We start from the raw sequence: 19540 nt of genomic DNA on the forward strand, positions 1-19540 counted from the left end.
GCTTTTTTGTTAAGTAAGCAGGTTAATTGTTGTAATGACGAAAAGTTTATTATATTTGAAGTGTAGTATTAACACTTATTTTAGTAATATGAAAATAAAAAGCATATTTATATTTGGTTTAAGTTTTTTTTTAGTTACATTTTTTTCAAATGCTCAAAAAGCAGTTTTTAAGAAAGATGAATTTAAGCAATGGGCAAAAACTCCTCCAATGGGCTGGAACAGCTGGGATTGTTATGGTCCGACAGTAGAAGAACACGAGGTAAAAGCCAATGCCGATTATATGGCAAAAGAGCTAAAAAAATATGGTTGGGAATATGTGGTAGTAGACATCAGATGGTTTGTAGAAAATGATAAGGCGGGAGGATATAACCAGACAGACCCACGTTATGTAATAGATAAGTACGGAAGATATCTGTCGGCAGTAAATCGTTTTCCTTCTGCAAAAGACGGACAGGGTTTTAAACCTTTGGCAGATTACATTCATAAAAAAGGATTGAAATTTGGAATTCATATCATGCGTGGAATTCCTAAAAAAGCGGTTGAAGATAAAATGCCGATTAAAGGTGCAAACGGTGTTACAGCCGATCAGATTTACACTACAGCCTTGCAGTGCGAATGGCTAAAAGACAATTATACCATTGTCGCCGATAAACCGGGAGCACAGGAATATTATGATTCTATTTTTGAATTATATGCACAATGGGGAGTAGACTTCATTAAAATTGATGATTTGTCAAGACCGTATCACGAAGGTGAAATCAACCTAATCAGAAATGCGATCGATAAATGCGGACGCAAAATTGTATTGAGTACTTCACCTGGAGAAACACCAATTTCAGCTGCTGCACACGTAAGTACACATGCCAATATGTGGCGTATGGTGGATGACGTTTGGGATACCTGGCCGCACATTACACACCTGATGGATGTTGCTCAAAAATGGTATCCGTACATCGCTCCGGGCACATGGCCCGATTGCGATATGATTCCGCTTGGCCGTATTTCTATTCGTGGGGAACGTGGTAAAGACAGAATGACCCGTTTGACAAAAGACGAACAATATACCTTAATTACTTTTTTCAATATTTTTAAATCCCCTTTATTCTTTGGAGGAGATTTACCAAGCAACGATGCTTTTACCTTGTCATTATTGACGAATAAAGAAGTGGTAAAAATGCATAATGAAAGTACTAATGTAAAACAGCTTTTTCATAAAGACGGAAAAATTGCAGTGACTTCAGAAAATCCTAAAGATGGTAGCGTATATCTGGCTTTATTCAATATTTCAGATTCGGCAGAAGAAAAGGTATCGGTAAATCTTTCAGACCTTAATATTCCCGGTTTTAAAGGAGCTATAAATATGTGGACGGGTGAAAATCTGAAAATTTCGTCTAAAGAAATTTCTGCAACATTAAAACCTCACAGTTCTGTGCTTTATAAATTAAAAACCAAATAATAATGAAGCACTTTCTACCGAAAAACCTTCTGGTTCAGCTGTCGCTTTTAGTTATTGTTTTGTTTTCATCTGCTTTTACTTTAAAGATTAAAGATGAAAAACCGGATAAGGTCTATCTTTTTGCGTATTCAACATTAAAAAGCAACGGAAGAAACGGACTTCATTTTGCCTGGAGCGCAGATCGGAAAAACTGGTTTGCGATAGGACCTGAACATTCTTTTTTAAAATCAGATTACGGCAGCTGGGGACCAACAGGCAAATGCATGACGGAACCGTTTTTTATAAAAGATGAAAACGGTATTTTTCATTGTTTATGGAGTGTAAATGATGATGTTTTTGCGCATGCTTCAAGCAAAAATCTAATTAACTGGAAAAGCCAGAATTACGTTCAGGCGATGAAAGGTCTAGAAACAGGAGAGAAGCCAATTATTAAAGATGTAAAAGTAAGCCGTAAAAACGGGCAGTATGTCATTCACTGGACATCGGATAATAAAAACTATTCGAATACCACTAAAGATTTCAAAAACTATTCAGCTACAACAATTGATACTGAAAGTCTTCCTTTACGAACTGAGATTATCCTGCAGGGACAAAATGTAAAAGGAACAATAACAGAAGTTGAGTGGAGTCTGGTTGATTCACTGATCAGAAATATGGAAGCTTCAAAATTCAGGGACACACAAAACGATGCTTCTCCCAAAAATGACAGTATATTATTTGATGGTTTAAAACCTGTAGCGGCTCAAATTAGTATTTCTGCGAAAGATGCTAAGAAAATCAGCAATATGCTTACAGGCGTATTTTTTGAAGATATTAATTATGCGGCAGATGGCGGTCTATACGGAGAACTGATTCAAAATCGTGGTTTCGAATATACGGTTCATGATAAAAAAGGCAGGGATGAAAAATGGAACGCAACAATGGCGTGGAGCGGTGATTTTAAAATTGCAAAAGAAAATCCGATTCATATCAACAATCCCAATTATGCAGTGGTTACAAAGGGAACCATCAGCAACACCGGATTTGATGGCATTCCGCTTAAAGTCAATGAAAAATATGATTTTAGCGTATTTGCCAAAGGTGCGGTTTTTGTCGTAAGACTAAAATCGGCTTCGGGAGAAACTTTAGCGGAAGCCTCTTTAAAACCAACCGCGTCATGGAAAAAAGTAAGTGCAGTCCTAAAACCATCCAAAACGGTAACCGATGCACATTTGGAAATCAGTACAACCGGCGAAACAGCTGTTGATATGATTTCGCTTTTCCCGCAAAAGACTTTCAAAAACCGCAAAAATGGTCTTCGTGCAGATTTGGCAGAAACCATTGCAGCAATGCATCCTAAGTTTGTTCGTTTTCCGGGTGGCTGTGTAGCGCACGGAGACGGAATCCACAATATTTACAAATGGAAAAATACGATTGGACCTTTAGAAAGCCGTATTCCGTCAAGAAATATCTGGAACTACCATCAGTCAATGGGATTGGGATATTTCGAATATTTTCAGTTTTGTGAAGATCTGGGAGCAGAGCCGGTTCCGGTTTTAGCAGCAGGTGTTCCATGCCAGAATTCTTCTGACGGTGGTGCCGGACAGCAATTTGGAATTCCGATGCAAGACATGGACGAGTATGTGCAGGATGTTTTGGATTTAATTGAATATGCAAATGGAAGTGTAACCAGTGTCTGGGGAAAAAAACGTGCCGAAGCAGGACATCCAAAACCTTTCAATTTAAAATATGTCGGAATCGGAAATGAAGACCTGATTAGTGATGTTTTCGAAGAACGTTACCGAATGATCGTAAAAGCCGTACAGCAAAAATATCCTGAAATCATTGTAATTGGTACCGTTGGACCTTTTAACGAAGGATCCGATTATGAAGAAGGATGGGCGCTTGCAGACGATATGAAACTGCCAATTGTAGACGAACATTATTACCAGAGTCCGGGCTGGTTCATCAACAATCAGGATTTTTATGATGGCTATGACCGCTCAAAATCAAAAGTATATTTGGGTGAATATGCTTCACGTTCTAATAAATTCTATAACGCTTTGGCGGAAGCCATATATCTGACAGCCGTTGAACGTAACGGAGATGTGGTGGCAATGGCTTCTTATGCACCGTTATTGGCTCGTGAAAAGCATACACAATGGAATCCGGATTTGATTTATTTTACCGGAAGCGAAGTAAAACCAACGGTGAATTATTATGTACAGCAATTGTATGGTCAGAATCCGGGTGATGTTTATCTGCAAAATACTATAAAACTGTCAGATACCAATAACGATGTCAGCAAACGTTTCGGAGTATCGGCAGTTCAGGACAATGCCACCGGGGATTTGATCGTAAAATTGGTTAATCTGCTTCCGGTTGCGGTAACGCCTTCCATAGATTTGACTAATCTTTCAACTGCTGAAAATACAACTTATACGCTGATGACAGGAAAACCGGATAAAACAGCCGCGAGACCGACGACTCAGAAACTGACAGCCAAAGAAGCATTTTCAAAAGAATTGCCTCCGTATTCTTTCGCAGTAATCCGCGTGAAGATCAGTTCTAAAACACTTTTAAAGGAAAGCTTTTAAATTTTGCTTCATGGTATAATTTAAAACAGTAAATAAAATCAATTGATAATGAAAAAAACACATTTTTGTATTGTAGCACTAGTAGCGTTTTTTAATATGCTACAAGCACAGCAGCCCGCAGCAGGAACTCCGCCCGTTATTGCCGGAAAGGATTTAACCGCTTATTTGTTTGTTTACTTTACCGGAAACGCTGTCGAAGACGAAGCCGTTCGTTACGCAGTCAGCACCGATGGATACCATTATTACCATCTCAATAACAACAAACCGGTTATAGACAGCAAGGTCATCAGTTCAACAGGAGGGGTACGCGATCCTCATATTTTGCGAGGTGATGATGGTAAAACATTTTATATGGTGTTGACCGATATGACGTCATCAAAAGGCTGGGACAGCAACCGTGCCATGGTTTTGCTAAAAAGTACCGACCTTGTAAACTGGAAAACCAGTATTGTGAATATTCAGAAAGCATTTCAGGGCAATGAAAACCTGAAACGTGTATGGGCACCGCAGACGATTTACGATGCCAAAGCCGGAAAATATCTGATTTACTTCAGCATGCAGCACAACAAAGATGCTGATAAAATTTACTACGCCTACGCGAATAAAGATTTTACAGCACTGGAAAGTGAACCAAAATTATTATTCGTTCCAAAATCTGAAAAAGCCTGTATTGATGGCGATATCATTGAAAAAGACGGTGTTTATCATCTTTTTTATAAAACTGAAACTGAAAATCCGGGTATCAAAGTGGCTACTACAACCGATTTGACTTCCGGAAAATGGACAGAAAACGACAATTACCTGCAGCAGACCAAAGAATCTGTAGAAGGTTCCAGTGTTTTCAAACTAAATAATTCGGATGAGTATATCCTTATGTATGATGTTTACAAAAAAGGAAGATATCAGTTCACAAAAAGTTCTGATTTAGAGAATTTCAAAGCAATTGATGATGAGATTTCAATGGATTTTAAACCGCGCCACGGAACTATTTTGCCAATCACCCGTTCCGAATTAAAAAGGCTGCTTGCCAAATGGGGAACTCCTGAAAAATTGCCAAAACTGAATAACAATCCGGTTTTAGAAGGTTATTATGCCGATCCTGATATTTTGTATTCAAACAAAACCAAAAAATATTACATCTACCCAACCAGTGATGGTTTTGACGGCTGGTCCGGAACATATTTTAAAACCTTTTCTTCAGCTGATTTAGTCGACTGGAAAGACGAAGGCGTTATTTTAGACTTGCCAAAAGACGTGAGCTGGGCCAACAGAAATGCCTGGGCGCCTTGTATTGTGGAGAAAAAGGTAAAAGGAAAATACAAATATTTTTATTATTTCACCGCAGTGCAAAAAATTGGCGTTGCCGTTTCAGACAGTCCGACGGGACCTTTCAAAGACAGCGGAAAGGCGTTGGTAGCCACCAAACCCGAAGGAGCAAAAGGCGGTCAGGAAATCGATCCGGATGTTTTTACTGATCCTAAAACCGGCAAAAGCTATTTGTACTGGGGGAACGGATACATGGCTGTAGCCGAACTGAATGACGATATGATTTCTTTCAAAGGCGATGTAAAATTGATTAAAGTAGATAAGACTTTCCGTGAAGGAACTTATGTTATTTACAGAAAAGGAACTTACTATTTCATGTGGAGCGAAGACGACACCAGAAGCCCGAATTACAAAGTGCGCTACGGAACTTCAAAATCGCCTTTGGGACCAATTGAAATTCCCGAAAACAACATCGTAATTCAGGGAATCCCGGATCAGGGAATCTATGCAACAGGACACAATTCGGTTTTACAGATTCCAAACAAAGACGAATGGTATATCACCTACCATCGATTTTCATACCCAACCGGAATAAAAATGGGAAGAGCCGGAGGTTTTCACCGCGAAGTCTGCATTGACAAACTAGAATTCAATCCGAACGGAACCATTAAACAGGTAACCCCAACACATACAGGAATACAACCAATTAAGTAATGCGGATTATTTAGTTGTAAAAAGCTGCTCTACTTTGCCCCGGAGCAGCTTTTTTTTGTTTTAAGAAGTATCCGTTTTTAAATTAGAAGCTGTTCCTGCCATCCGCTGTATCTTTTGTGGCTCCCGATAGTTGTCGGGACGCTACAAAAAGATGCCGCTTCTGTCAGGGCTAGGGCTTTTGGGTTTCATAAAGAGTTTTTTAGTCTTAAAATTTTTTGGTAAAATTACAACAGCTGTCTGGCTGAGCGGAGTCGAAGCCCTTCCTGATTTAAAAGTATGTTTATAAATTATCAAAGTTTTTCCTATATTCGCTGAAATGAATAGTAGTGATAAAATCACACATACCTGACCAAAATAAGCTAGCTCTGTGTGATTTTGTTACACATATAAAGAAGTTAGCAGATATAGCAAAAAAAATGCGACATTATGCCAGAATCAAAAATAGTATTTGAAAACAATAAGGGATTTTGGATTCACGAAATTTATATGCAGTTAGTTTACTGCTATATATATACAGAATTGTCTAAGTCTGAATATAGTATTACAAAGAAAGATGATATGCTTTATTCAATTAAATTTCATATAGATGGTTGGTCAACGGGAATTATGTCTCTAGGCTGGTTTGACTATGTCCAAAGCAAATCAGACAAAAAAAATATTCTATTAGTTTTGGAGAATACTAAATCAATGCTCAAGCTTAAAGGAGATTACATAAAAGTTAATGAATTACAAGACATAAAAACTGAAGATGAAGATTTTAAACTTTTTTATAGAACTCCTTTTCCTGTTTCGGAGTTAATAAAAGTAATTAATGCACTTATTGAAATGGTCGAAGGAGTTTGGAATTCCACTAATTATAATATGGAAATTAAGTATAAGTAATATAATAATAAGCTAAAAAAACTACATCTGGTAACAGCGGTTTTGCGAGATTGCGAATTTTGTGGTTAATTCACGTTTTCATTACGCAAGAAATATTATCCTAGTCGAAAATACTTGGTTATGAAGTTCGCAACCTCGCAAAGCCGGGAAACTTTACCAGTAATAGTACCACATAATTCGGTTAAAAAGCAATTATGATTGTAAAATTAAACAATACTGAAATTTTTCTTACTTGGGAAAATTATAAAAAACTACACGAAAAAGCACTTTTTGAAAAAGATGATGATTCAGAAAATTATGCTTATTGGTTGATGAAAAGTTTGCGAAAAAATTCTGAAGAGTATAAAGAAAAAATAGCACTTTACATAAAAGCTTTAAAACAAATTTCTGTAGAATCTAAAGAAGAATTTAAATTAAAATGGCTCCATTTTAAATTAACTGAAAAAGAAGCAAAAGATAATTGTTGGAACATTCTTAACGATTTCTGCATAGAAAATAAAGAGTTTTTTTTACTAGACAATAGAACGTTTGAAGAAAGTTTGGTAAATGATTATTTGGGAGAATCATACACCGAATACCCAATCGGAAAAAAATTTTCTATAATTCATGTTAACTATAAAAAAAACTATTGGTGGAGTCCTCTAAAAGTTGAAAAAAAAATAGAAATTATTATAGATACAAATAATGTTTTAGAAATTAGAGGTAGTTTTAAAAAATTTGAAATTATAACTAATAACTGTTCTTTAGGTTTTGAAAATAAAGACAGAATAAAAATAATCGTATAAAGCTACTACTGGTAACAGCTACTACAACGGATTTGGGCAATAGGCAGAATGGAATGATGGTTTTGTATTTGGTATCATTTGGCAAATCCGAGGAATGGGCTTAATTTAGTCCCAACGGGTTTAAGTACGTCTAAGAACTTTAAGATCTGTAATAGTAACGAATTAGAATAAAAGATAATTATAATGAATACACAAAATTCACAATTTACAAGAGATGTAGACAACAATAATGTATGGCTGTCTAAAAAGAACGACAAGGAATTTAATTTTATTGATTATGGTATAGTACCCACTGTCCTTAATAGTGAAGCAGAAGTAGGTAAGGCAATGTTAAATGAACTTTACAGCACTGCAGCTTCAAAAGAAGGAGATATTAATATTGCGCTTCTTGGTGGGAGAGGAGCTCAGGAGTTACATCGTTTGCTTGGGGAGTTAGCTAAAACTACAGAACAGGACCAGTTACTAGCAAGGTTGAATGTATTTACTCAGGATGCACTTGCACCTTTGAGCATGGATAATGGTTTTAGTTTTGTGAGGGATTTTGAACGTATTTTAGGTGATGCCTTTTTCAAAAAAATAAAAAGCTTTACACCAATGCGAACAGATACAAAAGATTTAGAGTCTGCACTTATAGATTATTTGACTAAATTGGAAGAATTAGGGGGTTTGGATATATTTTTTATTGGCCATGGTCCGGAAGAAAATCAGGCATCGCATCTTGCTTATATTAAACCTTTCTCCGGAGCGCAGCCTCGTCATGTTGCAGGGATAATCCCGATTTCAAACAGTATTCTGGAACACCATATTAGTAAATTTAAAGCCGGAGGAAGCCTTGTAAGTGAAAGTGATGAAAAGGAATGTAGATCTGCTGAGTATATTCTCACTTTAGGGCCAGCTGCTATATTACAAGCTCAAAAAATCGTTCAGTCTGTAGTAGATGCAGATTCTGCTCCTGCCAAAATCCAAACTTATGCAAAGGTGCTTAATACATCCCTGAGTTCTGATAAAGATGAAGCTTTACAGCAATTAAATACAAATCCAGGTTTATGGATAAGATTACATTCTAATACTAAATCTTTTGTGCTGCCTAATTTGGGGCTGTGATATAAAAGAAAGTTAGTCTGATTTTATCACCATTTGGGTTTAGAAGTTTTAGATTATTAGAGGATTGGACATTAAAATGATTTTTATAGTGGACTACAGATAATATAGTGATCAAAACATTTCTGCAAATTCAAATTCTTACTAAATGACATCAATTTTAAAATATACAGAAGAGCAATATGAATTGGTGAAAAATTCACGTAATGTTTTATTCGATTTTTGTGCTACAATTTCTCCTGATGATTTTGTTAACCAAAATACTTCTTTTGGCAGGGGAGGAAGTATCAGAAATCTATTAGTTCATATTGCCAACACATATGAATATTGGATTGGTAATGTTGTATTGAAAAATGATATTATTTATGCTAAATATGAAGAAAATAATAACATGTCTGATGTAATAAAATTATTCAGTCAGATAGATAAATTCATGAATGTATTTATTGGGAATATCGACAGTCTTGATGATATAGAGTACGAAATCCAAAACATAAAAAGTACAGCAGTGCCGTTAAAATTATTTACACACGTAATCACTCACGAATACCATCATAAAGGACAAATATTATCGCTTAGCAGGCATTTAAATTACATTCCTATTGATACCGATATTATGAGATAATTTGAACTTTTTTAGAAATCGTAACTTAAGCCGCCTTGTTTTACACAGAGTGGCTTTTTTGTTACATTTAATTATTTTTATTTAGAATGTTTAAATGTAACTTGTCAAAACTCTCTTTATTACATAATTTCGCGCCTGTAATTAAAAAAAAATCAGATATGAGTTATGTTTTTATTCGTAAATCAATAAAAATCAGTTTTTTAAAATGTTTTTTATTGCTATTTGCTACTTTGTCAATGTTTAATAGCTATTCACAAACAGCTAAAGGAACTATCACTGGAATTGTAAAAGATGCAGCAGGGAAACCAATCGAATATACTTTAGTGGCTCTTAAAAAGGGAAACAAAAGCAACTATACAGACGATAATGGTAAATTTATTCTAAAAAATGTTACTGCTGGGAATGTTGTAATTGTTGTTCAGGGATTAGGGTATACAACATCGGAAACGAGTGTTGAAGTAATATCAGGAGAAACCATAACGATTCCTGATATTGTTTTGTCAGAAGATGTGAATCAACTGGATGAAGTAAATATTGTAAGCGGTCAAAATAAATTTGCCAGAAAAGAGACGCAGTCTATTGCACGTTTACCGATTAAAAATCTGGAAAATCCTCAGGTTTATAATGTTGTAGGTAAAGACCTAATGATGGAACAGGTTGTTTTAGAACGTACAGATGTATACAGAAATGTTCCTGGAGCGGTTCCGAATTATTCTGCGGGAGGATCTCAGGGACTAACTATGAGAGGTTTTTCAAATACGAGTGGTATGCTTAATGGATTGAACACAAGTGCTGTTTACCCTATGAATACTGCGATTTTAGAACGTATAGAATTTCTCAAAGGGCCATCAGGTACTTTGTATGGAGGTAATAGAAATACTTCTTTTGGCGGGGTTTATAATTATGTAACCAAGAAGCCTTATCAGAATTTTGGCGGGGAAGTTGGGTATGTTGGAGGAAGTTTTAATTTCTCAAGAGTTACTGCAGATGTGAATACACCATTAAATAAAGAAAAAACGGCCTTGTTGAGATTAAATGTTGCAGGACAGTCGGAAGGTTCTTTTCAGGACCAGGGTTTTGCTAAAAATTATGTTTTTGCACCTTCCTTTTCATATCAGGTAACAGATCGATTAAAGTTATCTGTAGATGTAGATATTACAAGAAGTAATTATACAATGACAACGGTAGCGATTCCTGCTTCTTCTTTTGCAAATATTACAGCAAGGAATTTTAAGGATTTGAAGTTAGATTATGAGCGTTCTTATGCAAATAATGATGTGGATGCAGAAATTGGAGTTAATAATGTAGGAGCACAAATCGATTATAAAATATCAGATCAATGGAAATCTGAAACTAAATTCCTGAGCTCTGTAGGTTATTACAAGCATTTACTTTGGATGACTTTAACTTTATTAACGGATGAAACAGCAAACAGAGTTATTAGAAATCAGACGCCTGAAACATTTGGGAATACAGAGTTGCAGCAAAATTTCACGGGAGATTTTAAGATAGGATCTTTTAGAAACAGAATGCTTATCGGACTGGATTATAATAAAAATTACAATGAGTTGAATCGCGTCGTTAATTTAATTTACGATAAAATTGATATTAATCAGCCGTTAAATGATTTTAATAAAGAGAAAATTAAAGATCTTTCGTACCAAAAAGGTTTTGCCGCTACTACGACCGAAACAGAAACTTACAGTTTGTATGTTTCAGATGTAATTAATTTTACACCTTCTTTAATGGCGATGCTAAGTTTACGCGTTGACAGATTCTCTACAAAAGGAACTTATTATCCGGCCACAGGAATTTATGGAGTTAATGAAGCATATAATCAGACTTCATTAGCACCTAAAATTGGACTAGTATACCAGCCAGTTATAGACAAGGTTTCTATATTTGCCAATTATATGAACGGATTTGTAAATTTGGCACCACAAGAAGTAAGTGATGGAGTCTTCTCAAAACTAAAGCCTCAATACGGCACACAATGGGAAGGTGGAGTTAAACTGGATGTGATACAAAATAAGTTAAATGCTACTGTTAGTTATTATAACATTGAAGTAACAAATTCAACTTATAAGGATGCAGCAAATTATACAGTACAGGATGGAACTCAAAGGAGTAAAGGTTTTGAAGTTGAAATTATAACAAATCCTGTTCCGGGTTTAAATATAGTTGCAGGATATGCGTATAATGAAAATGAATATACAAATGCTTCGACAGCTTTAGAAGGGAAATCTCTTGCAGCCAGTCCTAAAAACACAGCAAATATCTGGGCGAGTTATACACTTACCGGTGGTAAAAGCAAAGGTCTTGGTTTTGGAGTTGGAGGGAATTATGTAAGTGATTCATGGTTTGAAACATCAAATACATTTGTTCTGCCTTCTTACACGCTGTTAAACGCTGCTTTGTTTTATGATCAGCCTAAATACAGGATCTCTTTAAAAGGGAATAATCTCTTGGATGAACAATATTGGAATGCAACAGGAATGCCACAAAAGCCAATAAACATATTGGCAGGTATTACGTTTAAATTTTGATTCTAAAATAATTAGGATTGATAAAAAAACAGTAGCGAATTCAGGTTTGCTACTGTTTTTTATTTGTGCCGATTTTAAACTAACTCTTTTTTCAAAAACTTAGCAGTATAGCTTTTTTTGTTTTGGGCAACTTCTTCTGGGGTTCCTTTGGCAACCAATTGTCCACCGCCTTTTCCACCTTCGGGACCAATATCGATAATATAATCGGCTAGTTTGATAACGTCCATGTTATGTTCGATAACCAAAATTGTATTTCCTTTATCAACCAGCTTATTAATTACTTCCATCAAAACGCGAATGTCTTCAAAATGCAGTCCTGTTGTTGGTTCATCCAGGATATAAAAAGTATTTCCAGTATCTTTTTTAGATAATTCTCCGGCTAATTTAATACGTTGTGCTTCACCACCGGAAAGTGTTGTACTTTGTTGGCCTAGAGTGATATATCCCAAACCAACATCCTGAATGGTTTTGATTTTTCTGTGAATTTTTGGAATGTTCTCAAAAAACGGAACTGCTTCATCGACCGTCATATCTAAAACATCCGAAATAGATTTTCCTTTATATCTGATTTCTAAAGTTTCTCTGTTAAAACGTTTTCCTTGACAAGTTTCGCATTCTACATAAACGTCTGGTAAAAAGTTCATTTCGATAGTTCTGACACCAGAACCTTCGCATGTTTCACAACGTCCGCCTTTTACGTTAAAACTAAAACGTCCTGCTTTATAACCTCGAATCATACTTTCAGAAGTCATTGTAAACAAGTTTCGTATTTCACTAAAAACCTCTGTGTAAGTGGCTGGATTAGAACGTGGCGTTCTTCCAATTGGGCTTTGGTCAATATCGATAACTTTGTCAATATGTTCTAAACCTTCAATTTTTTTATATGGTTGTGGTTTCTTAACTCCGTTAAAATAATAAGCATTTAGAATCGGGTAGAGTGTTTCGTTAATCAAAGTTGATTTACCGCTTCCGGAAACTCCCGTAACGCAAGTCATTTGTCCAAGCGGAACCTCAATCGAAACATTTTTTAGATTGTTTCCTGTTGCTCCGGTAAGTTTTAAGAATTTTCCGTTTCCTTTTCTTCTTTCTTTCGGAATGTCAAATTTCATTTTACCGTTCAAATATTGAGCAGTAATTGTATTAGATTTTAAAGTTTCTGCCGGAGTTCCAATGCTAATGATTTCTCCTCCATATTTTCCGGCTTTTGGACCAATATCAATTACATAATCAGCTGTTTCGATCATGTCTTTATCATGCTCAACTACGATAACTGAATTTCCAATATCGCGTAATTGTTCTAATGATTGAATCAGTTTTTCGTTGTCTCTTTGATGTAAGCCAATACTTGGTTCGTCCAAAATATATAAAACACCAACTAATTGTGAACCAATTTGTGTTGCTAATCGAATACGCTGTGCTTCACCTCCCGAAAGCGATTTTGAACTTCGGCTTAAAGCCAGATAATTTAAACCAACATTCATTAGAAAGTTCAAACGGTCTTTGATTTCTTTTACGACTTCAGAAGCAATTAAAAGCTGTTTATCAGTCAGATGATTTTCTAAATCCAGAAACCAGGCGGTTAAATCAGAAATATCCATATCACACAATTCGGTGATGTTCTTTTCATTTACCCTAAAAAATAAAGCTTCTTTTTTCAAGCGGAAACCTTCACAAACCGGACAGTCAATTTCATCCATGAAGTCTTTTGCCCAGCGTTTTATACTGGTTGTTGCACTTTCGTCGTACTGATTTTTGATGAAATTAGAAATTCCTTCAAAATCGATTTTATACTCTCTTGTTACGCCAAGATCTTTTGAATTGATAGAAAATTTATCTTTCCCACCATACAAAATCATTTCCATCGCTTCTTCTGGAATTTTCTCAATTGGATCTGTAATTTTAAATCCGAATTTTTCTCCGATGGTTTCCAGCTGTTTGAAAATCCATGAAGATTTGTATTCGCCAAGTGGAGCAAAACCACCACTTTTGATTGATAATTTCGGATTTGGAATAATCTTTTTAACATTGATTTCGTGGACAGTTCCCAGTCCGTTACAATGTGGGCACGCACCTTTTGGTGAGTTGAACGAAAATAAATTCGGTTCCGGATTTTGATAAGATATTCCGGTAGACGGGCACATTAAATTTCTACTGAAATAACGTACTTCATTCGAATCCTGATCTAAAATCATTAAAACATCTTCGCCATGATGCATGGCTGTATTAATGCTTTCAGATAATCTTTTTTGAGTGTCGGGATTATCTTCGATTACCATTCGATCAACAACAATTTCTATATCATGAGTTTTGTAACGATCCAGTTTCATTCCGGCCACCAAATCCTGAACTTCACCATTTACACGAACTTTTAAAAATCCTTGTTTTGTAATTTGTTGGAAAAGTTCAGCATAATGTCCTTTTCTGGCTTTAATAACCGGAGCCAGAATATTGATTCTTTTTCCGTTATAATCCTGAATAATCAAATCTTTAATTTGTTCGTCAGAATAAGAAACCATTTTTTCACCTGTGTTGTAACTGTATGCGTCAGCACCACGGGCGTATAAAAGTCTAAGGAAATCATATATTTCAGTAATCGTTCCAACGGTTGAACGCGGACTTTTACTGGTCGTTTTTTGTTCAATTGCAATAACTGGGGAGAGTCCATCAATTTTATCAACGTCTGGTCGTTCCAAACCGCCAAGAAACTGTCTTGCATAAGCTGAAAAAGTTTCAACATAGCGGCGCTGACCTTCAGCATAAATCGTATCAAATGCCAAAGAAGATTTTCCAGAACCTGATAAACCGGTAATTACAACCAGTTTTTCACGAGGAATAGATATATCGATATTTTTTAGATTATGAACTCTTGCGCCAAGAACTTCAATAGTATTGTCTTTATCTAGCATAAATTTGAGCAAAACGCAAAGTTACCACTTTGATTTGTTCTTTTTATGCTACGGTGCAGAAGTTTATGTTAAAAATTGTAACAAAAAACGCTAACCTAAGCTAGCGTTTTCGTTTTCGGGTTGCCATATATTCTTCAATAGCTTCTTTGGTTGTATACCAGTTTCGACCTTCTTTATAAGCATCTATTTTTCCAGTTCTGGCAAGTAAACTAACATATTCCTGGCCATAAGGACTTTCAGGTTCGTTTACAATATCAGAGATACTTTGATAATCATAATTACTTCCTGGCATGGCGCTCAGGTAAATGTTAAGTGTGCGTTCTAACGCCTGACACATTAAAAGTGTTAGTTTCTGATAATTGCCATTATTAGCCTGATTTAGCGCCTCGTAATATTTTTTTCTGTCATTTTTAAGAATAATTGCCGGAGGAAAACCACAACGCATTAATAATAAATTCATACTCAAACGTACTGTACGTCCATTTCCATCAAAAAAAGGATGTATCCAGACCAGCTTATGATGATAAATTGTAGCAAGTTCAATATCGTTTAAATTGAGAGGATTTGTATTGACAAAATCAATCAGTTCATCCAGATAGTCTGAAACTTTGTTGGCGTTTGGAGGCATAAAATTAGCTCCTGAAATTCGAACGCCGCCATTTCTTAATCTTCCCGCAAAATCATCTTCGATTGATCGTAAAACTAAACCATGAATAGAAAGGATATCAATACTTCTAAGTTTGTACGTATCATTTACAATTGAATATAAATAATCAATAGCTTTATCATGATTGTGGGTTTCAAAATGCTCTCGAAGGGATTTTCCTTTAATAGTTATTCCTTCCTGAATAACCATTTGAGTCTCTCGTAAACTAAGTGTATTGCCTTCAATACTGTTTGAATTGTATGTCCATTCTAAAGATAAACTTTCCCGGATTTTATGCAATGCGATATTAGGCAAAGGTCTGCTGGTTTGCAGATCTTGTCTTTTTTGGTACAATCGATCAAAAGTTGATTGAAATTCAGTTCTATATGTTAAATCTATATTCCACATTACGCCCCAAAGATACTTCTTAATATCGGATAATAAAAATTTAATCCTATCCGATATTAAATTTATTCAATAGTCATAGAACGCAGTTTCATTCTGTAAGCTTCAAGCGCTATAGATTTGGAAATAAAGCCGTAGTATTTGTCATTTCGGATAACAGGAAGAAAAGCAGATTTGGTCTTTTCAAATTTGGTCATTACAATTTCCATACTGTCATAAGATGAAATAGAGGCTTGAGGTGTTTTCATTACATCTTTAATTAAAGTATATTTTACACGGTATGAATTGAAAATAATTTCCCTGATATCATTAAAATGTACGATACCAACAAGTTCTTTTTCCTGAGTAACAACAGCAAAAACAACTTGATTGGAATGTGAAATAAGATCGACTAATTTGCTTAAATTTTCATCAGGATGAACGGTTAGATAATCGCATTGAATGATAGAATCGATATCAAGTGTAGATAAAATATTGGAATCCTTATTACTGGTAAACGCATGGCCTTTTTTAGCAAGATTTTTTACATCAAGGGAATATCTTTCAAAGCGTTTTGAAATTGCAAAACTTATAGAAGAAACAATCATTAACGGAATCATTAAGCCATAGCCTCCTGTAATTTCGGCAATTAAGAACATGGCAGTCAGTGGGGCGTGAAATAATCCGCTCAAAATTCCTGCCATTCCTACCATTGTAAAATTAGTAATTGGAAGTTTTGACAAACCAATCAGACTGATAGATTTTGAAAAAAAATAGCCTAAGTAGGATCCTAAAAATAAGGATGGCGCAAAATTACCTCCATTTCCACCGCTTCCAATAGTCAACCCGGATGCAAATACTTTTAGCATCATTGTAAGTCCTATAAAAAGAAGTAAAACCCATTGATTATTCCTGAAGCTTTCAAACAGAGTATTATCTAATAATTTTCCAGGATCAGTTTCTGATAAGGTTTTAATGCTTTCGTAACCCTCCCCAAAAAGAGTAGGGAAAATAAAAATTAGTAATGCCAGAAGTGATGAACCAAATAAAGCTTTTTTGTAAGCATTCATTTTCAATCTCGAAAAATAATGCTCGACCCTTTGAAAATTTCGTGCATAATAAACGGCCATAAATCCGGTTAATATTCCCAGGAATACATAAAAAGGGATGTTATGATAATCAAAAGCTTCTTGTTTTTTGAAAGATAACAAAATACTTTCGTCTAATACAATAGCAGAAACCAAAGCACCTGTTGCAGCAGAAATCATAATAGGAGTGAAGGCAGAAATGCTAACATCGACTAATAAAACTTCAATTGCAAATAATACTCCGGCAATAGGTGCATTAAAAGCTGATCCAATTCCTGCAGCAACTCCACATCCAATGAGCAGTGTCCTGTCTTTATAAGCTAATTTATAGTTTTGTGCGAAGTTTGATCCAAATGCTGCTCCTGTAATCACAATTGGACTTTCAAGACCGGCAGAACCTCCTAAACCAACTGTTAAGGAACTGGTTATAATTTGTGCATACATTTGCTTTTTCGGAATTATGCCTGCTTTTTTTGCAACTGCATATAAAATTTGTGAAGTTCCTTTCTCAATACTTCCGTTTAATATTTTGTTTACTACAAAGACAGTAAGCAGAATACCAATAATAGGTAAAATACCGGAGATGAAACTCCATTTTAAAATTCCACTAATATAGGTGGCGAAAGAAAATACACTGTGCGCAAAAGTTTTTAATACAATTACAGCCAGGGAGCATGAGATACCAATTAGAACGCTTGATAAAAATATAAACTGCTTTGGTGTCAATACAGATTGAGCCAGAGCAATTATACTTTCAAGTTTTCTAAAATATTTTTTGAGCATTCTGATTGTGAAAATTAAGGGATATTACAAATTTAGTTTATACAAATCAAAATTGTATAATTTTCTTTAGCGAATTTGCATAAAATTAAAAACCATCCGCCTTATCATCACCTCTAAAGTCTGCGCCTCCTTCAAGATTATTATTTGGGAGAACTAAAATACAGTCTAATTTTCCAATAACTGGAGTTGTTTTTTCATTGATTAGATATCCCTTCGCTTTTAGTGTGTCAATTGTATGATTATCGAATGTATTGGGTTCAAATGTAACTAAATCCGGAAGCCATTGATGGTGAAAACGAGGGGCATTTACCGCTTCCTGCATGCTTAAATTGTATTCGTAGACATTTAAAATAGCTTGTAAAACTGAAGTTATAATTGTGGAACCACCAGGAGAGCCAACTACCATAAATAATTTTCCGTTTCTTTCTACAATAGTTGGTGTCATAGAACTTAACATTCTTTTTTGTGGTGCAATACTATTGGCTTCATTTCCTACTAATCCGAACATATTTGGAGATCCGGGTTTTGCACTAAAATCATCCATTTCGTTATTTAAAAAAAAGCCTAACTCATCGCAATAATATTTAGATCCAAAACCGTCGTTAATAGTTGTAGTTGCAGCAACTGCGTTCCCAAACTGATCTACGATTGAATAGTGAGTCGTTTCTGTACTTTCATTATAGTTTACTTTCCCTTCTTTTATTTCTGATGATAAACTTGCTTTGTCAAAACTAAAATTTGACATTCTTTCTTTTAAATAAGAATCTGACAATAATCCATTTATCGGAATCTTAACAAAATCAGGATCACCTAAAAATTGGCTTCGGTCTGCATAAGCTCTTCTTTCGGCTTCAACAATTACCTGAATCGACTGTTCTGAATTATGACCCATTTTTGATAGATTATAAGGAGCAATCATTTTCATAATTTGAGCAAGACAAATACCACCGCTGCTTGGTGGTGACATCGAGATGATTTTTAATTCCTTGTAATTAAATTGTAGTGGTTTTCTCCATTTTGCTTCATACCCTGCTAAATCTTTTAGTGTGATGATTCCTCCCTTTTTCTGTAGATAATCAACTAAAATTTTTGCTGTTTCACCTTTGTAAAACTCATTTTTGCCGTTTTTTAAAATTCGTTTTAGAGTTTTGGAAAGTGCAGGATATTTGATAGTGTCATTTTCTTTGAATTGTCCAGCCATAAGAGTATTGGGGCCGTTTGCTTTTACAATTGCATCATGATAAGCTTCAAGCTGTTTTTGTTGTTTTTGAGTAACAATAACGCCTCGTTCTGCAAGTGCAATAACAGGTTTTAAAATTTCAGACATAGGCAGAGAACCTAGTTTTTTATGTACTGCAAAAACACCGGCAATAGTTCCGGGAACTCCAATAGCCAATGCTGTTTCAGTGCTTTTTCCTTTAATTACATTTTTGTCTTTATCTAAAAACATGTCCTTTGTTGCTGCAATGGGGGCTTTTTCACGATAATCTAAGCCTCCTACTTCGCCATTTGCTTTTCTGTATACCATAAATCCTCCACCACCAATATTTCCGGCATAAGGATAGGCTACAGCCAAAGCCAGTTCTGTAGCAACCATTGCATCAAAAGCATTGCCGCCTTTTTTCATTATTTCAACACCAATTTTAGAAGCTTCTGCACGTGCTGAAACTACCATAGCTTTTGAAGTTACTAATCCGGTTGGTTTCATGGTTTGTTGTGAAAAACCAAAAACGGAAATGAATATGAATAATAGTGTTATTTTTTTCATTTGAATGAAATTTT

General features: G+C 35.2%; 12 protein-coding genes. 8 read left to right on the forward strand and 4 right to left on the reverse strand.

Annotation, left to right across the window (positions count from 1 at the left end; all coding sequences use genetic code 11):
* Positions 1-88: 88 nt before the first annotated feature.
* From GWR14_RS00160 to GWR14_RS00195, 8 genes are all read left to right on the forward strand, one after another.
* Positions 89-1456, forward strand: coding sequence for a glycoside hydrolase family 27 protein (locus tag GWR14_RS00160; protein ID WP_163406924.1), 1368 nt, complete (start codon positions 89-91; stop codon positions 1454-1456).
* 2 nt (positions 1457-1458) lie between these two features.
* Entirely contained in the window at positions 1459-4032 is a 2574-nt protein-coding gene (locus GWR14_RS00165) for an alpha-L-arabinofuranosidase C-terminal domain-containing protein (protein ID WP_163406925.1), read from the forward strand.
* A 48-nt stretch (positions 4033-4080) separates the two neighbouring features.
* A complete protein-coding gene (locus GWR14_RS00170) occupies positions 4081-6012 on the forward strand; it encodes a family 43 glycosylhydrolase (protein WP_163406926.1) in 1932 nt (643 codons plus the stop codon).
* Between the two features lie 426 nt (positions 6013-6438).
* Positions 6439-6894, forward strand: coding sequence for a hypothetical protein (locus GWR14_RS00175; protein ID WP_163406927.1), 456 nt, complete (start codon positions 6439-6441; stop codon positions 6892-6894).
* Between the two features lie 194 nt (positions 6895-7088).
* Entirely contained in the window at positions 7089-7679 is a 591-nt protein-coding gene (locus tag GWR14_RS00180; RefSeq protein WP_163406928.1) for a hypothetical protein, read from the forward strand.
* A 183-nt stretch (positions 7680-7862) separates the two neighbouring features.
* A complete protein-coding gene (locus tag GWR14_RS00185; RefSeq protein ID WP_163406929.1) occupies positions 7863-8783 on the forward strand; it encodes a hypothetical protein in 921 nt (306 codons plus the stop codon).
* A 145-nt stretch (positions 8784-8928) separates the two neighbouring features.
* Complete coding sequence (locus tag GWR14_RS00190) at positions 8929-9405, forward strand: DinB family protein (RefSeq protein ID WP_163406930.1); 477 nt, start codon at positions 8929-8931, stop codon at positions 9403-9405.
* Between the two features lie 158 nt (positions 9406-9563).
* A complete protein-coding gene (locus GWR14_RS00195; protein WP_163406931.1) occupies positions 9564-11951 on the forward strand; it encodes a TonB-dependent receptor in 2388 nt (795 codons plus the stop codon).
* A gap of 74 nt (positions 11952-12025) precedes the next feature.
* Here GWR14_RS00195 and uvrA read toward each other — a convergent pair whose 3' ends face one another.
* From uvrA to ggt, 4 genes are all read right to left on the reverse strand, one after another.
* Entirely contained in the window at positions 12026-14857 is a 2832-nt protein-coding gene (gene uvrA / locus GWR14_RS00200; RefSeq protein ID WP_163406932.1) for an excinuclease ABC subunit UvrA, read from the reverse strand.
* 100 nt (positions 14858-14957) lie between these two features.
* Positions 14958-15911 (reverse strand): Fic family protein, encoded by a 954-nt coding sequence (locus GWR14_RS00205; RefSeq protein ID WP_163406933.1) that lies wholly within the window; start codon positions 15909-15911, stop codon positions 14958-14960.
* A gap of 62 nt (positions 15912-15973) precedes the next feature.
* Entirely contained in the window at positions 15974-17758 is a 1785-nt protein-coding gene (locus GWR14_RS00210) for a chloride channel protein (RefSeq protein ID WP_163406934.1), read from the reverse strand.
* Between the two features lie 85 nt (positions 17759-17843).
* Positions 17844-19526, reverse strand: a complete 1683-nt coding sequence (gene ggt / locus GWR14_RS00215) for a gamma-glutamyltransferase (protein ID WP_163406935.1) — start codon at positions 19524-19526, stop codon at positions 17844-17846.
* Positions 19527-19540: the final 14 nt, after the last annotated feature.

The sequence above is a fragment of the Flavobacterium ajazii genome (assembly GCF_010614725.1).
Taxonomy (GTDB): Bacteria; Bacteroidota; Bacteroidia; order Flavobacteriales; family Flavobacteriaceae; genus Flavobacterium; species Flavobacterium ajazii.